The following is a 15,228-nucleotide window of genomic DNA, read 5'->3' on the forward strand; positions in this document are numbered from 1 at the left end:
TTATGTTTAATCGCTTGTTGACTCAGTAGTCTGTTGGTTCCCACTTTGGTTAGAAGACGTTTCTAGTTGATCAATGCCTTTGACCGTAAGCCGTTTAGTATCTTCGCGGATTCGCCGCCGAGTTACCTCATCATAATATTGGGACTGTGAGCTATCCGTTGTTGCGTCTAACTCATGCTCAATAAGCGGTCGAATTCGTCGGCCAATCTTGTTGTGGCGGTCGCGAATCCGTTGCGCCGCTTCATTGACATCAGTGGCTAGGGTTTCGAACATACTGGCATCGACGCCAGGTCGGCACAGTTGATAGACTCGCTTGATATCCTCAGGATCATCAGGCGCGATTGTCTTTCCGTACCGCCAGAGAGTAATCGTGACCGGGGAGGTGATATCCGATCCCATTTCCTGTAGCTGTTGTTGAAATTCCTTGACTATCCAATTCTCTTGTTCTAAGGTTCGGTTTAGTTGGTCCCTCCAACCTTCAACAAGATCAGTGTCCTCACGAATCCTTTCGCGTTCTTGGGCATGATCAATGACAATATCATAGATGTCATCTGCGATATCGTCAATAAGAAGGATCGTATCGCCTCTTTCCAGACTCTTCGCCCGGGTTCGGACGATATCACCTTCAGCAGGGGAATATTTCGTAACCCGAGAGAGCGGCGTAAGCGTAATTCGCTCGTGGTCCTCCTCGAATGTGAGTTTCAGACGTTCTGACGGCTCCGATTCATCATCGCTGTCTGTATTAGCAGGGTTGTTAACGGCCGATTCGTCACTAGACTCCTCCGAATCATTGCCGGCACCCCACAAAGAAGAGCTACTCATCAACTGGCTTGCGTCACCCCCATTCGTAGAGTTGGACGCAACTGGGCCTACACTCGTCACTTCAGATTCTATGTCATCCAGATCGATGGGCTCTCCGTCCAAGCTACCGCCACCAACAGTGTGCTCTTGTTGGGATACAGACTCCCCAGCAAGAGCCCTAGCTCGATGAATAATAAACTGGTTCAGGATTTTGTGATGTACGAATGCAACAGTCTCACTCCTCGGGAACTCATAATGGTTCGAATCCCGAGGAGCCACCCCAGCGTAGACAGTTCGACTGTCTTTGACTGGATCTATGTCTGATTTCGTTGTTAAGACAATATTCTCGGATTCTCCGACCGTGAAATCCCGTTCCTCCGCCGCTAGGATGAACGCTTCCTGGACACGTTTATTGCTGAATACAAACCGCGTGGGATTGTCTTGTTCCCGTGCCCGCTCCACTGCATTCAAGAGATAGTTTTGAAGTGGTTGCTCGTCGTTCAGGGTTGCTTCTAACTGGGTAGCTGTCTCAGTGAAGTTACGGATTCGACCACCACCATGACTAATTTGTTCTGCGATTAGATTCAGACGGTCGACTTGCTGCGGAATGGAGTCAAAGTATCCGTGGGACTTGCTCACGCGATTCCAGTATTTTGGCTTGACTGGCAATTGGGTTAACCGGTTATATAATCCGCCAACAACTTTGGGGGCAATATTTCGTTCCTGTAGTTCGATTTTCTTAGCAGCGAACTGTCGATGGAGATGGTCTACTTCTTCAGCGATGATACTATAGTAATCGTATGAGACGTCACCCACAGCAAGAAGATTCTCAATAATCGCTAATTTTGTGTCCAGGTTGACGGGTATCGACTCTATCGGAGAAGACTCTAGGTGAGTCGGGCGTATCTGAATCTGCTCGTCAGAGTGAGTCCGAGCTAGGTCATATCCCATTCCGTAGCCATCGGAGTCCCCAATAAATGCAACCCGTCCTTTCCCTGCAGCCGCGAACAGCTCTACTAATTGCCGTGCATATGTATCATGCCAACGCGGCGCTCGCAGGTCGATGATTATCCCTGCTGGGAGGGGTGTCCCGGATTCAATATCGAAATTAAACTGGCTATTAGCGGTGAAAATCCCCCAGCGGTTTTCCATCTCTGATAAAGAATTCACCACATAACGGGGAACGGGATCACTTCCCTCCTTGTACGTCGGGTTTGTCGTATCCCGATAGTGGAACCGGTCAAAAACGGTTGTATACCCTTGGCGGGGAAAAAGAAGAACAGGGAAGTTGCCACCACCACGATTGGGATGCTCGTCAAAAGCAAGAGCTACTGCCAGTCCAACCGGAATTGAATTTGAAGGGAACGAAGTCTCGATCAGGATACTCTCTTCAGATTCGATGTTTCTGACTGCACGCTCTGTCACTGCAGCTTCCACAGGGGAGAGCGTAAACCGATCACCGTCGACTCGGATATTTCCAGCCTGAAAGCCAGCAAGAGCTCCGCGAGAATAGCACTCACTCGCAAGGGATCCAATATTTTCAGGATCCATTAATCCATGTTGACAAGGTATCGCTATTCATTAAGTACTTACCACTTATTCAATTCCAAATTACATAATGATTTGGATTGCACATCTATTCAATATTCTGTCAGGTGCAATCATATATCGGCCTTCTCTATCATAGTTAGTACCTCAGTCTATTGAGGAAATTCTGGCAGTTTTAATCACTTATTCAAACAAATCATATGGCTAGCATGTTGACGAGAGTCCCGGTTGAAGCCCATTCTTGTTGATGACCGCGTTCTACAGAAGATCTAAGCCCAGACACTCGTCGACTATATGAAGACAGGGGCCATCAAATAGCACTCGCGCACATTCAAGACTCGAATCCGTGGAGTTCTCGATGACCTTCGATCACCTGCTGATCCGGCACTTTGTCGAGGCTTTTGGGTTCTAACAGTTGATTCCCTGCAAGAGATGCAACTTCCTCAGGAAGTTCACGCTCCGACCATTCGTTCACGGTCACGGTTCTATCGTCGGTTAGGCTGAACCACCCCGAGTCGAACGCCCAATGGTGGAGTTTACAGAGTGCGATTCCGTTCCGTACATCGTCGTCGCCGCCTTCCGACTTCGGATAGATGTGAGCGGCTTCTACTTCCGGATGCCCTGTTGGAGTTCGTCGAGACTGACCACAAACCGCACACGTGTAGTCATACTGCTGCTTCACTTCACGAGCAAAGGTGGTCGATCTCACTCGACGTCTACTTTCGGTATACTCGGGATCGTTGTCGATTAATAAAGGTGAGTCCTCATCTGGGTCGCTCACTTCCTCAGCCATTTCCTGGTACTCCTCCCAACTTGCTACCCCGAGCTTCTGCAGTTCGAACTTGTAGACCATCCGCGAACCGTCGCTCACATACCTGTAATTTTGAACGTCGACGAGGCCCTCGTATTCGTACTCGTCGACCCCTTCCTCACTTGTGAACAGATAGATGGGACGCAACTCAGATTCCGCCTCGATGAGCGCTCCGTTCGCATAGTCTGATGATTGGTCCCCCTTTTCCTCCTTACCCTCACCTTCGTAGATCAGTGTTCCATCGTCACGGTGTTGATCGTCGTAGATTTCCCCCGCATTAGAATTCAGGATGATAAATTTCCCCTCATCGCGAGTGCGGGGCGTTATTCCTTTGAACTGAAACCCGAAGTTCGCGCTAAAAACGTCGTCTACCTCTTCTTGAGACAGCCTTTCACCAATTTCTAATGGCCAGGATAGTGCAAAATCCACCATTCAACATTTAAATTGTTTGGCGGATGTATAAAATTGGCCGCTGACGGATTCTCTTCGAGGATGGGTGATGCGACGATCACGGCAATCGGCTTCGCGATGTTCTACCTCGCGATACGCGCACAATCTTCAGAAAACCGTCGAAGAGACACTCGTCTTCGAGAGTACCGCGGGAATTGTTGGTTCAGTCTCTTGACGCTCTTCGGTTTCGTTCGGCGGTCACTCAAATCCATTTATAATACATCGATGTCGTGAGCGTTCTGGGTCCGCAGATTGTTACGCTCTCGTGGAGCTCGGTAAGGGGCGCACATCCTATCCGTGTCGGCCCAGGATGCTAGGTCGAGACTTCGCCTAAACACAGTCCGACGGTCAGCGCGGCGTCTCTACTGGCCCCCACGAGTACGCCCTCGCGCCGACGGCCCTGATGGGCTCGAATTTTGGGCATCCGCAAAAGGCGCACGCACCCTGAATTCGCTTGCGGTTCGTTGTGCTAAGGCGGAGTATTTTGATTTTGTGCCCTTAGGCACACCCCTAAGAGAGAATCAAACCCCCCGGGTTGATTTTCGACGCGAGACGGATCGCTCGCGCTCTCGCGATAGTCCGGGAAACTGTCGGGAATTGGTCAAGTCGGGCCGGAAGAGGCTATTCTAACCGGTAAATAGAGCGTATAGCCAGTGTTGCCACTCACTGGTCACCCGGCTATCCGGGGTTCAGGTACTGCCAGGCGTTAGCGAGACTACCGTCGCTAAATCGAATTCTCGCCATGCGGTACCGCTGGGCTGGGAGTCCTGCATCCTCCCAGATCTCGAAGCCCTCCCGAATGACTCGACCGGCTCGCTGACCAGGAGCACCAAACCGCATTTCCATCCGTGCCTCACGCCGGCTGAGAGCATCGTCGATGTCGATACCATGTCGGGCGGCCCAAGCGATGAAGACGCTCATCGTCTCGTCCATGCCCTGCTGAGCAGTCCTGACAGCCTTCGCGCCTGCCTCGGCAGCGCGCTTCACAGCGTCTTCTGCCTCTGTGACGGCCTGGTGGACGAGATCAGCGATATGGCTCGACCGGAGACTTACTCGGGCGTATTCACGCTCCACTAAGTCCTCAATCCCGCGCAGCGCTCGGCGGACACTCTCAACGTGCCGACCGTGCTCATCAGCGATATCGGCTGGCGAAACTTCACCGCCGTCGGTGACGAGTGTCTGTAGGCTCTCCCACTGAACTGGACTGAGACCATCTGCGAGGTGGCGGATGACGACGCTCTCCTGAGTCGACCGTATCTCAGTCACGTCCAGTGCGATCACTTCCGGGCCGCTCTCTGTGGTTTTCGCGTCAAAGTACGCATCTGTGACGAAGATACCGGTCCCGTGCGTAGGGGCGATATCGAGCCCGGCATCAGCGAGGACCGACAGTAGCGTCTGGTCGAGCTCTCTCTGGAGCTGGTCGAGGTCGTCGGGTGTAACTCCAAGGGTCTCGTTCCACCGGCTCACTTGGTAGGACACACCCACCTTCGGATGTGCCAAGGGTGAGTCGCCAGACTGAGAGAGCGCGTGCCTCGCGTAGTAGTGTTTGATCTCCTTAGGGAGGGCATGGTCGGGGAAGACCTCGCGGACGCGTCGTGGGCCGAGCGTGACCGTGTGATAGTACCCTGGGAGATTACGCCCGTACTCGTCATCGTCGTTCTGTACGACTTTGCGGTATCCGGCACGATCGTTTTCCAGGAGGTGTGCCATCGAGGCGATCGGGCCATCACGGGCGTGGACCGGCCCGCTAGTTTCCTTAGCAAGACGGACGTACCGTTCGGCATCTTGGATGTTGCTGTACTCGTGTGGGACCTCGAAATAGTCACCTCGAACCCTGACAGCCGCAGCTGCTGATTGAAGCAATCGCTGGTAGCGCGCGAATTCGATATTCGACCCGGCGATTTTCACGTTGATAGCCTCTATAATCGGCTCCGGGACCGAATGCTCCGAGACATTTCCGTACTTGTTCTCGGTTTTCATTCCCTGCCAACGGGGAGCCAGGTGAGCATTGAAGTCTTGTTCACCGACTGGATCCTCATCTGGGTGACGAGCGACTTTCAGTCGAAACTCCCGCATCTCGTGGAGCCGCCACTCTGTCCCAGTCGGTAGTCGAGTACCCGGATGGACGATATTGCTCTCCTGGAAATACAGCTTCACGATCCACTGCTCCCCCTGGTCGGTGAATTCAGCGACTTGGCTGCCGTCGCCTGCTTTCACTCGTGAGTCGGCGGCGAAGTACGGGGCCAGCCCGTTCTCGTCGAACAGGAAGTTCGCGGAGAATTCGTGTGGGGCCGGCTCGATGTACCCCGTCACGCGCGACACCTCCATTTCCGGGCTGCGCGCAGCGACCGATATGGCCGATACGCGGGGCTACGGAAGGTGTATGGGGGATGTGAAGGAAACGGTCCAAGCCGGTGGAGGGATTTGAACCCTCGGCCTAATCCTTACGAAGGATTCGCTCTGCCAGTCTGAGCTACACCGGCGCGATGGCACACTCGACCAAGCACGCGTTGCGACAGCACGTCTACAGTGTGCCACTCGACAGTACAGGGTAGTGCCGATAACCGCAATAAGGATTGCGAATCGCTGCCGTTGTCAAGCTGGTTTCGTGCCGACGATGGTGACCGGCACGGGCGATTCCAGCAGGACCTGCTGGGAGACGCTGCCGAAGATGACCTTGCCGGTCGGGGAACGCTTTCGCGACCCCATGACGATGTGGTCGGCCTCGTGGTCTTCTGCCAGATCGAGGATCCCGTCGGCCGGCGGAAGACGAGCCGTTGCGAGGGTCACGTCGTAGCCGCGCTCTTCGAGGTAGTCCCGCGCGAGCGTGACAGTCTCGACCTCTTCGAGACCCTCAGGGTCGTCCGGGTCCTTGACGTCATCCGGCGGCAGCGCGTGAGTGACGATGACCTCGATGTTCGCCGCGTCTGTCGGCAGGTCCTCGACGAAGGCGGCCTGCCCGCGGGCTCGGTCCGGGTCCGTATCGACTGGGACGAGTATCCGGTACATGGTAATGGAGGGGACCGTCTGGTCCCGTTGACTGAAAATTCAATGGGGGACCCCGTAACTTTTGCCACTCCGTGCGTCACCGCCGTAATCGGGCGTCGATGACGACGTTGTGCTCGCCGGGGGCGTACGACCGGACGGTCCGGCGGGTCTCGACCGTCACCTCGTAGTCGGGCTCCGCCGCCGACCGTATCGCCCGCTCGCCCGGTCCGAACGGGTCCGTGTCGGGCTGGATGTCGTAGTAGTGTATCGTGCAGTCGTCGCCGGCCAGCTCGACCGCCGTCGCCAGAAACTCGTCGGCGCTGTGTGGCAGGTTCATCACGATACGGTCGGCCCACCCCTCGTAGTCGGCCGCGAGCTCTCGCACGTCGCCACAGAGGGCTGTGATGCGGTCCGCGACACCGTTGCGCGCTGCATTGTCCCGGAGATACTCGATAGCCCGCTCGTTGATGTCCGTTCCGACGCAGGTCCCACCGCGCTTTGCGAACGGCACGACGAAGGGGCCGACACCGGCGAACATATCGAACGCCTGCTCGCCCTCGCGGACCTGCTCGACCACGCGGTGGCGCTCGGTCGCCAGCCGCGGCGAGAAGTACACCTCGGCGAGGTCGAGTTCGAACGCACAGCCGTACTCCCGGTGGACGGCTTCGGTGGTATCACCGGCCAGAATCTCCCAGTCGCGGACCCGCTCGGTCCCCTTGATCTTCGAGGCACGGTTCAACACCCCCTCGACGGGCAGGTCCGACGCTACGATGGCGTCTGCGATTCGCTGGGCTCGCTCGGGGTCGTCCTCGTCGATGATGACCAGGTCCCCGAGCCGTTCGTAGCTCGGCGCAAAGCCCAGTTCGTCGGCCGGCATCGTCTGGCCCTCCCGGACCGGCGCGTCGAACTCCACGACGTCGAAGCTGTCCGGCACCAGAGTGGGGTCCGTCACTGGAACGTACAGCACCTCCTCCTCGACAGTGATATCGTAGCCGTCGTCGATGGCATCCGCCTCGGCCAATCGCTGGCGAGTCGCCTCGCCATCCGTGACTGGCACGCGAACGCAGGGAACGCCCATGCGCTCTCTCCCCCGTCGGTAGCGGTAAGCCTGACGCTTCGCGTCCTTTATCCCCCGGGCCGACCGACGGGGGGTATGCTCACTTTCGTCGGTCTCGGCCTCTACGACGAACGCTCGGTCACCATCGAAGGGCGCGACGCTATCAGCGACGCGGACCGCGTCTTCGCGGAGTTCTACACCAGCCGCCTCGTCGGGACGGACCTCGAGACACTGGAAGCGTTCCACGACACCGACATCGAGGTCCGTGACCGCGCCGGCGTCGAACAGGACCCCGAGCCAGTTCTCGACGCCGCACAGGGCGATAACGTCGTCTTCCTCACCGCCGGGGATACGATGGTCTCGACGACCCACACCGACCTGCGCATCCGTGCCGAAGAGCGCGGCATCGAGACCCGAATCGTCCACGGCACCACCGCTCAGACGGCAGCCGGCTCGCTCACCGGGCTCCAGAACTACCGCTTCGGGAAGGCCACGACCCTCCCGTTCGAGAAAGCCCACGGGGGGGACGGCGTCCCGGACAGCGTCGTCGCAACTATCGAAGACAACCGGGCGCGTGACCTCCACACGCTCGTCTATCTCGACATCAAGGTCGACGACCCACACTGGGCCGAGAGCGACGACACCTACATGACTGCCGACCAGGCTGCCGAACTGCTCGCCGCTGAGTTTCCCGACCAGCTGGCCGTCGTCGTTGCCCGCGCCGGGAGCCCCGACCCGCTGGTCGCCGCCGACACACTGTCGGCGCTCGCAAAACGAGACTTCGGCGACCCGCTCCATCTGCTGGTGATACCTGCACAGCTCCATCCGATAGAAGACGAGGCGCTTTCGGCTATCGCCGACGACTAGTCGTCGCTCGGGGTCGCGACGTCCTCCGGTTCACCGCTCTGGTCGAGCGCCGCCGTCAGGTCGTATTCGGTTCCCGTCACCAGGAAGAGGAGGTCCTCGACCAGCACGGTCACCTCCGGGAGTTCTTTGACCAGGAAGTACGTAATCGCGACGAGGGCGATGACCGACCCCGTCTGTGCGAGGATGCGGTCCGCGACGTAGTACGACACCATCTGGGGGTCCTCGACGCTGAACAGCGTCATCACAAGGTTCGGGAATATCTGCATACGCTGCTCGCCAAATGAGACGGCGATGAACACGTTTCGGACCAGATTCAACACGTAGATGACCGACACCGTCATCGCCAGCGCGCGGAGCTTCCGCCGCCACGGCGCCGCGACGGACAGGATACCGCCCACGAAGATGGCGATGCTACCGATGCCGGTACAGGCCAGGATTATCGTGTACGTTATCGGCTGGGAGTTCCCCTCGAACCAGAACGTGCTCCTGTGAGGATACGGTTTATCGACTATCGGAACGCCGTTGTACGACAGCCCGTCGACGAGGAGTGGGTCGACCCCCAGCAGCGACAGCAGGAACGCCGTCTGGTCAGCGACGGATTCGACGATGGCCTGGCGCAACGGGCCGATGGTGAGGAAGGGGACGTACACCAGCCCCATCAGCCCCACCGCTCGCGTGAGCACGAACAGCGAGTCCCGGCCCTGATACAGGTGATAGCCCGCCCAGACCGACAGCGGCACCGCCGCGAAACTCCCGATGCCCTCGATGAAGCTCTTCTGTGTCAGCGTGAAATGCGGGATGAGAACCAGCCAGAACGCCCCGAAGGCCACCCAGCCCGCCACGGCAACCCGGCGGGCCCACTCCACGTCGTACCGGGCCACGACAGCACTACCCAGAAACGCCGCGAGGACAACCCACATCAGCGGTTCCGACCAGACGAGCGGGTCAAAGGTTACCCCGCCAGCGGAGATGGTCGACTGAAGTACGGGGAGAGACATTGTGTTATCTTTGCCAATCCGGCCTAAATGCTTTATCCTTAGGTGTGCGGTGAGCGCACAGCGCAGCCGCTACTGGGTGAGCACGCAAAAAAGTTCGAAAGTCAAGGACGGGGCGGTCCCGTTAGTTGTTGCGTCGGACTGCGAGCAGCGCAGCAGCGACGAGCGCGATGAGAGCGAGTGCGGCCGTGAAGCCAGGCCCGCTACCACCGCTGGTGCCGGTCTCGGTCGCTTCGTCGGCAGTCTCGGTTGCCGTGTCGGTTGCCGTTGCCGTGTCCGTCATCGGCTCAGGCGTGTCGGTTGCCGTTGCCGTGTCCGTCGGCTCAGGCGTGTCCTGCGTGTCCGTGCCAGGCGTTTCCGTGCCCGGGTCGACCGGACCGTCGACGAGTCGGCCGTCGTATTCGTCGCCGGAGACAGCGATGATGCTCGCGGTGAACTCGGAGCCAGCGCTGTTCTCGCTGAAGTCAGCGACAGCGGTGAAGGTGCCGTCCTCCTGGACGACCGCTTCGGGCCGCTTCACGAACGGATCGCCGCTCGTGTCGCTGTCGAGCTCGAGTTCGAGCTCGGTGCCGGGTGCGAGGTTCGTCTCGCCGGTCACTTCCTGACCAGATGCGGCCTGGAGGACGATCTCGTCGTCCTCGTTGGTGTCGAGTTCAGCCTCGGCGTCTTCGACGTTGAAGTCACCTGTGACCGAAACGTCGTCGTCCACGAGATCGCTGTTCTCGTAGGCGGTGAAGTTCGCGGTGAACAGGTCACCGTCGTCGAAGTCGTACGGAGTGGTGCTCTCGAACGTGTCGACCATCGCGGTGCTGTCGACCACGACGAAGTGCTGGTCGTTCGCCTCGTCGTAGATGACGGAGTAGTTGTTCGAGCCGAGCTGACCGATGTCAAGCGCAGGCTCGTCAACGTTCGGGATCGGCTCGGACTCGAACTTCAGTCCGGCCGGGATGGTGCTGTCGTTCTGCTCGGAGATGTTACCGTAGATTGTAGTCGCATCGGCATTGGTGAGGATGCCGCCACGGTTCTCGAGAGCGCCCTCGAAACCGGAGCCCTGAACCTGCACGACGACCGTGTCGCCTGCTGCGACGGTGTCGGTCTGCGTGAGGTTGGTGCCGGTGTAGGCACCGATGTCCTCGGCGTCCTCGTCAGCGAGGTCGTCGTAGGTGTCTTCGGGTGCCGTCCAGATCTGCGTGCTGTCGACGGATGCTTCGCTCAGCTGGAGCGTTGCGCGGGCGTCAGCGTTTTCGCTGTCGACCGAGCTGACGAAGCCCTCGGTGACGAACATGTCGTAGCTGGTCGCGTCGAGGATGTCCCCGCCGTAGTAGCCGTTACCGGTGAGGTTCGAAGAGGACGTCACACTGACGTCCGTGTCGTCGTCGCCGCCGGTTACGACTTCAGCTCGCTCGTCGTAGTGGCCAGCGGTGAAGGTGTTGAATTCGACGTACGCGACGCCGTCCTCGTCATCGTCCGTGACTTCGGCAACGGCAGCGTAGCCGTTGGAATCCTGACCAATCTGGATCGTCGCCTCGTCCGTGTTGGACAGCTCGACGGTGATGTTCGCGATGTCACCGCGCTGTTCCACGAAGACGTTGTCACCGAAGTCGGCCTCTGCGGAGCCGGTATCGGTAACTTCGATGGTGTCAGTGTCGGATGCGTCAGTGTCCGTCACGTTCGCTTCGAACGTGTACGTGTCAGCGTTGATGTCGGTGAAGTTGAGGTCGAAGGTCCCATCAGCGGTGCCACTACCACTCTGGGTGACTTCGATGATGTCTTCATCCTCGTAGGTCGTAACGATGTTCGCGTTCTGGAAGATATCCCCGAGCTCGTCAGTGTCGAGGCCTTCAGCGCTGATGTTGACCGAGTAGTCATCTGCTCGGATGTCGGAGGTGACCTCGTAGTCGACGTCGGTGGAGCCGCCGTCGTTACCGACCGAGGAATCTTCGAACTCGGCGGAGAGGTCCATCGTGACGACCTCGAACTGGTCCGACGTGTTGACGCTACCGTCGGGAGCCAGCGAGGAGACCGTCCCGAAGCCATTCGGCCCAACGTTTATCGGCTGGCCACTCGGGTTGACGATGACGAAGTCGCCCTCGGAGAGCTGACCGTCCAGATCGAATTCGATTGTGTTGTCACCTTCCGAGTTGATCGAGCGGCGCAGAGTGCCCGGCTCATCGTCATCGTTCAGTTCTCGGACGCGATACACGGTGTTGTCTGATAGGCCCGTTACTCCGACGCTCTGCCCGGCGTAGTACGAACCTCCGGTTGTCAGAGGTTCACTATCAGCAGAGATATTTCCTGTTTGCGCAGCGGCACTCCCGGAAAGCGCGACGGTCCCGGCGAAAACCGAGAAAACCATCAGCGCAGCCAGGATCAGGCTACGAATCTTGTCTGTATTGTTTGTCATAGTTGTTGGTTGCTATCGGGCGGCGTCAGCCGTTTTCCACGTGGTCGGGACGTGGTCACCGCGACCACGCATAGACCGAACCGGTGTACTCACTTCTGGCGCCATGGGTAGGGGTACGGATGTAACCTACGTCGGATGTTATAAATGCTTTGTGGTCAAGGGTGTGGGATGACATAGTCCCCCACACCCGAATTCCAGGCATAGAGCCGCTCCTGTGCCAGTATAAGGCCTTTGTGGCTACCATCAAATATATGTCATACGCCCGTCTGACGGCGTGGGTTCAAGTACCAAGGTGAAGGCAGATTTCCACCGCTAGGCGGGCGCTGGCGGCCACTGGCAAACCGAGCGGTCACAGAGCAGCTTCAGGGTACATACTAGTTGTTCCCATAGCGTGCACGGCATAGCGTCGTTTACTCTCCGTCGGTGCTGGTACGAAAACGGTGGGCAGGCCCCTGCCACTGGTCGCTAAATCTCGCTACTCCTCCGCGGTTCCCTGCGGTCACCGCTCCGGTTCGAGATTTCTCGCAAGGCGAAAAATCTCGCTACTACTCTGGGGCTCACTTCGTTCGCCCCATCGACTCGAGGTCGTCGCTCTGGGCGACCTCGCTACTGCTTGCGGGCCACGCTGTTCTCCGTCGTCGGGCGGCTGTGCCGCCCGACTGCCCGAGGGACCTCCGGTCCCTCTCTGCTCGCAATCGGAGATACCTCCCGCTGGTCGGTATCTCCCTACTCCCTAACAATCTCGACTTCGTGACCCTGGGGGGTCTTCGTAAACGCGTAGCGGTCGTCACAGCTCTCGGGGTCGCGGTAGTCCTCGGCGTTGCGCTGCATGAGCGCCTCCCACGTGTCGTTGAGATCCTCGGTGCGAACCGCGACGTGGCCCCAGGCGTCGCCCATGTCGTAGCTGCGGCCGTCGTAGTTGTAGGTCAGCTCAACCGACATCGCCTCGTCGGCGGCGTCGCGAGGCTTCAGGAAGTACAGCGCAAAAGAGGAGTGCTCGGAACGGCGGAACATCTCGTAGTCCAGTTTCCGGGTGTACCAGCCGATAGCCTGGTCGGCGTCTTCCACCCGCAGCATGGTGTGGTCGAGGCTCCACTTCGCGCCGTGGTCGCGCTCGACGATTTCGACTTCGTGGCCGTCAGGGTCCTTGACGAAGGCATACGAGCCGCCACAGGAGTCGGGGTCGCGGTAGTCCTCGACGCCGGCGTCCATCAGCTCCTCGTAGGCGTCGTAGACGTCCTCGACCCGGACAGCGATGTGGCCCCACGCGTCCCCGTGCGTGTACGAGCGCCCGTCGTGATTGTACGTCAGTTCGAGCAGCGCGCCCTCCTCGTGGACGTCTTCGGGGCCGAGGAAGACGTTCGTGAACGTGTCGGCCTCCCAGCGGCCCTTCTCCTCGTAGTCGAGGTAGTCCTGATACCAGTCCAGAGACGCTTCGAGGTCTTCGACACGCATCATCGTATGGTCGAGTGTCAGCATGGTCGAACGGTCGGCCCGAACGGCGAAAAACGTACCGACAGCACCTGTCAGTCAGTCGTCGTCCGTCGTCCCATCGGTAGTGAACAGCGGCCAGTAGTACCACCAGACCGCCGCCAGAATCACGACCGTGCCGACGGGGAGGGCGACGTAGCCCGGCCGCCTGTTGAAGCCGAGGAAGACGCTGACCTGTGAGAGCGCCGCACCGACGAGCGCCAGCGCGGTGATGCGGGGGTCCTCGCGCCAGACCACACCGGAGACTGCACTCGCGAGCGCGAGCAGATACAGCAGGACGCCCGTCCGCCACGACTGGATGAACGATGGCACCCGGTCGGTGAATCTGAAGAAGAAGTCGTATATCGAGACGAACGAAGGCGGGTTCGTGTTGACCAGCCCGGCCGGGAACACCAGCGTCAGCTCACTCCCGATGACCAGCACTGTCCACGGGAACAGTCCCAGCAGGGCGACGACGACGAGGCGACGCCGCGAGTCAGCGACCATACCGGACCGGAGGACTGGAGACACTAATACTGCCGGCTGTCCCAAACAGACGAATTCGCCACCGAGGGTGGGGAATATCTTTGCGAACGTACAGCCGGCATTGTACGGGAGAGTAGTCACGCGCGTACGCGGGAGACCGCGAATTCGTTACCGCCGGGCGATGATACGGAGCACGTCCTCGTCGGCCAGTTCGTGGTCCCGACCGACCTGCTGTTCGTCGTGTTTCGCGCTCGGACCGGTGACACGGGCGAAGCGGAACCGGTCGTCGAAGCTCCCGCCCAGTTTCTCGCAGGCGTCGTCGACGGTAGCGCCTTCCCGGAGAATAAGGGGCTCTTCCCGGTCGACGCCCCGACCCGGCTTGTCCATGTAGATACGGATGAGCCCGAGTTCGTTCCAGATTCGCTCGACGAGTCCGTCCAGCCCCTTCTCCTTCTCGGCGCTGATGAAGATGGCGTCGTCGGGGTCGATATCGCGCTCTTCGAGCTCCGCCTCCACGGTCGGGAGATAGTCGGGCTCGATGAGGTCGGCCTTGTTGACCACGACGATGGAGGGCAGATAGACCCGGTTGTCCATCACGCCGTCGACGAGCCGGTCGATGTCGACGGACTCGCCGATGGTGACGTCGGCGTTGACGTAGCCGTGCTCGCGCAGGACGCCCTTGATGGTCTCCTCCTCCAGTTCGAGGTCGGCGGCCTTGTTTATCGAGAGGCCGTCTTTACCCTTCTTCCGGATGTTGACCCGCGGCGGCTCTGCGTCCAGGCGAATCTTGTTCTGGTACAGCTCCTCGCTCAGGCGGTCGTACTGGTCGATGTCGAAGACAGAGACCATGAAGACGATGAGGTCGGCGGTGCGGACGACCGACAGCACCTCCTGACCACCACCGCGTCCGCCCGCAGCGCCCTCGATGAGCCCCGGCACGTCGAGAATCTGGATGTTCGCCCCCTTGTGTTTGAGCATCCCCGGGTAGACGTCCAGCGTCGTGAACTCGTAGGCCCCCGTCTCCGATTCGGCGTTCGTCAGCGCGTTCAACAGCGTGGACTTCCCGACGCTCGGGAAGCCGACCAGGGCGACGGTGGCGTCGCCGTGTTTCTCGACGCCGTAGCCGCCGCCCCCACCCGAGCCGGACTGCTGTTCTAACTTCTCCTTTTTCTCCGCGAGCTTGGACTTCAGTCGACCGATATGCGCCTCTGTCGACTTGTTGTAGGGCGTACTGGCGATTTCGTCTTCGAGTTCCTGAATCTCGTCTTCGAGCCCCATTGTGTGTACGTCGGCCGCGCACACCGAATAAGGCTTTCTTCCCTGGCCGAGCCGTTCCATGACCCCCTTGATT

General features: G+C 59.1%; 11 protein-coding genes, 1 tRNA gene and 1 pseudogene. 1 reads left to right on the forward strand and 12 read right to left on the reverse strand.

Annotated elements, in window-relative coordinates:
• Positions 1-6: 6 nt before the first annotated feature.
• From EGD98_RS08600 to EGD98_RS08625, 6 genes are all read right to left on the reverse strand, one after another.
• A complete protein-coding gene (locus tag EGD98_RS08600; protein WP_220587923.1) occupies positions 7-2,352 on the reverse strand; it encodes a DrmE family protein in 2,346 nt (781 codons plus the stop codon).
• 328 nt (positions 2,353-2,680) lie between these two features.
• Positions 2,681-3,592 carry an HNH endonuclease gene (locus EGD98_RS08605; RefSeq protein WP_220587924.1) on the reverse strand — a complete coding sequence of 304 codons (912 nt, stop codon included), beginning with the start codon at positions 3,590-3,592 and terminating at the stop codon, positions 2,681-2,683.
• A gap of 696 nt (positions 3,593-4,288) precedes the next feature.
• On the reverse strand, positions 4,289-5,938 hold the full coding sequence (locus tag EGD98_RS08610) for a DUF7845 domain-containing protein (protein WP_220587925.1): 1,650 nt from the start codon (positions 5,936-5,938) through the stop codon (positions 4,289-4,291).
• A gap of 81 nt (positions 5,939-6,019) precedes the next feature.
• A tRNA-Thr gene (locus EGD98_RS08615) sits at positions 6,020-6,093 on the reverse strand.
• Between the two features lie 112 nt (positions 6,094-6,205).
• On the reverse strand, positions 6,206-6,619 hold the full coding sequence (locus EGD98_RS08620) for a universal stress protein (protein ID WP_220587926.1): 414 nt from the start codon (positions 6,617-6,619) through the stop codon (positions 6,206-6,208).
• Positions 6,620-6,695: 76 nt separating this feature from the next.
• A complete protein-coding gene (locus EGD98_RS08625) occupies positions 6,696-7,676 on the reverse strand; it encodes a class I SAM-dependent methyltransferase (RefSeq protein WP_220587927.1) in 981 nt (326 codons plus the stop codon).
• 75 nt (positions 7,677-7,751) lie between these two features.
• On the opposite strand from EGD98_RS08625, the gene dph5 reads away from it, so the two are divergent.
• Positions 7,752-8,522 (forward strand): diphthine synthase, encoded by a 771-nt coding sequence (gene dph5, locus EGD98_RS08630; RefSeq protein WP_220587928.1) that lies wholly within the window; start codon positions 7,752-7,754, stop codon positions 8,520-8,522.
• On the opposite strand, the gene artA is transcribed toward dph5, so the two are convergent.
• From artA to EGD98_RS08660, 6 genes and pseudogenes are all read right to left on the reverse strand, one after another.
• Positions 8,519-9,520 (reverse strand): archaeosortase A, encoded by a 1,002-nt coding sequence (gene artA, locus EGD98_RS08635; protein WP_220587929.1) that lies wholly within the window; start codon positions 9,518-9,520, stop codon positions 8,519-8,521. The genes dph5 and artA overlap by 4 nt on opposite strands.
• 121 nt (positions 9,521-9,641) lie before the next feature.
• Positions 9,642-11,720, reverse strand: coding sequence for a DUF7827 domain-containing protein (locus EGD98_RS21145; protein ID WP_220588063.1), 2,079 nt, complete (start codon positions 11,718-11,720; stop codon positions 9,642-9,644).
• Positions 11,721-11,855: 135 nt separating this feature from the next.
• Positions 11,856-11,921, reverse strand: a pseudogene (locus EGD98_RS21265) (surface glycoprotein); the annotation flags it as partial.
• 726 nt (positions 11,922-12,647) lie between these two features.
• On the reverse strand, positions 12,648-13,400 hold the full coding sequence (locus EGD98_RS08650; RefSeq protein WP_220587930.1) for a VOC family protein: 753 nt from the start codon (positions 13,398-13,400) through the stop codon (positions 12,648-12,650).
• A 51-nt stretch (positions 13,401-13,451) separates the two neighbouring features.
• Positions 13,452-13,898 carry a TIGR04206 family protein gene (locus tag EGD98_RS08655; RefSeq protein ID WP_220587931.1) on the reverse strand — a complete coding sequence of 149 codons (447 nt, stop codon included), beginning with the start codon at positions 13,896-13,898 and terminating at the stop codon, positions 13,452-13,454.
• A gap of 147 nt (positions 13,899-14,045) precedes the next feature.
• Positions 14,046-15,155, reverse strand: a complete 1,110-nt coding sequence (locus EGD98_RS08660) for an OBG GTPase family GTP-binding protein (RefSeq protein WP_220587932.1) — start codon at positions 15,153-15,155, stop codon at positions 14,046-14,048.
• Between the last annotated feature and the right edge of the window lie 73 nt (positions 15,156-15,228).

It is taken from the genome of Haloarcula salinisoli (genome assembly GCF_019599405.1).
GTDB lineage: Archaea > Halobacteriota > Halobacteria > Halobacteriales > Haloarculaceae > Haloarcula > Haloarcula salinisoli.

Bases quoted from the DNA above. Each gene is read 5' to 3' on its own strand.
- EGD98_RS08600 (WP_220587923.1), bottom strand. From the start codon at position 2,352: ATGGATCCTGAAAATATTGGATCCCTTGCGAGTGAGTGCTATTCTCGC.
- EGD98_RS08605 (WP_220587924.1), bottom strand. From the start codon at position 3,592: ATGGTGGATTTTGCACTATCCTGGCCATTAGAAATTGGTGAAAGGCTG.
- EGD98_RS08610 (WP_220587925.1), bottom strand. From the start codon at position 5,938: ATGGAGGTGTCGCGCGTGACGGGGTACATCGAGCCGGCCCCACACGAA.
- EGD98_RS08620 (WP_220587926.1), bottom strand. From the start codon at position 6,619: ATGTACCGGATACTCGTCCCAGTCGATACGGACCCGGACCGAGCCCGC.
- EGD98_RS08625 (WP_220587927.1), bottom strand. From the start codon at position 7,676: ATGGGCGTTCCCTGCGTTCGCGTGCCAGTCACGGATGGCGAGGCGACT.
- dph5 (WP_220587928.1), top strand. From the start codon at position 7,752: ATGCTCACTTTCGTCGGTCTCGGCCTCTACGACGAACGCTCGGTCACC.
- artA (WP_220587929.1), bottom strand. From the start codon at position 9,520: ATGTCTCTCCCCGTACTTCAGTCGACCATCTCCGCTGGCGGGGTAACC.
- EGD98_RS08650 (WP_220587930.1), bottom strand. From the start codon at position 13,400: ATGCTGACACTCGACCATACGATGATGCGTGTCGAAGACCTCGAAGCG.
- EGD98_RS08655 (WP_220587931.1), bottom strand. From the start codon at position 13,898: ATGGTCGCTGACTCGCGGCGTCGCCTCGTCGTCGTCGCCCTGCTGGGA.
- EGD98_RS08660 (WP_220587932.1), bottom strand. From the start codon at position 15,155: ATGGGGCTCGAAGACGAGATTCAGGAACTCGAAGACGAAATCGCCAGT.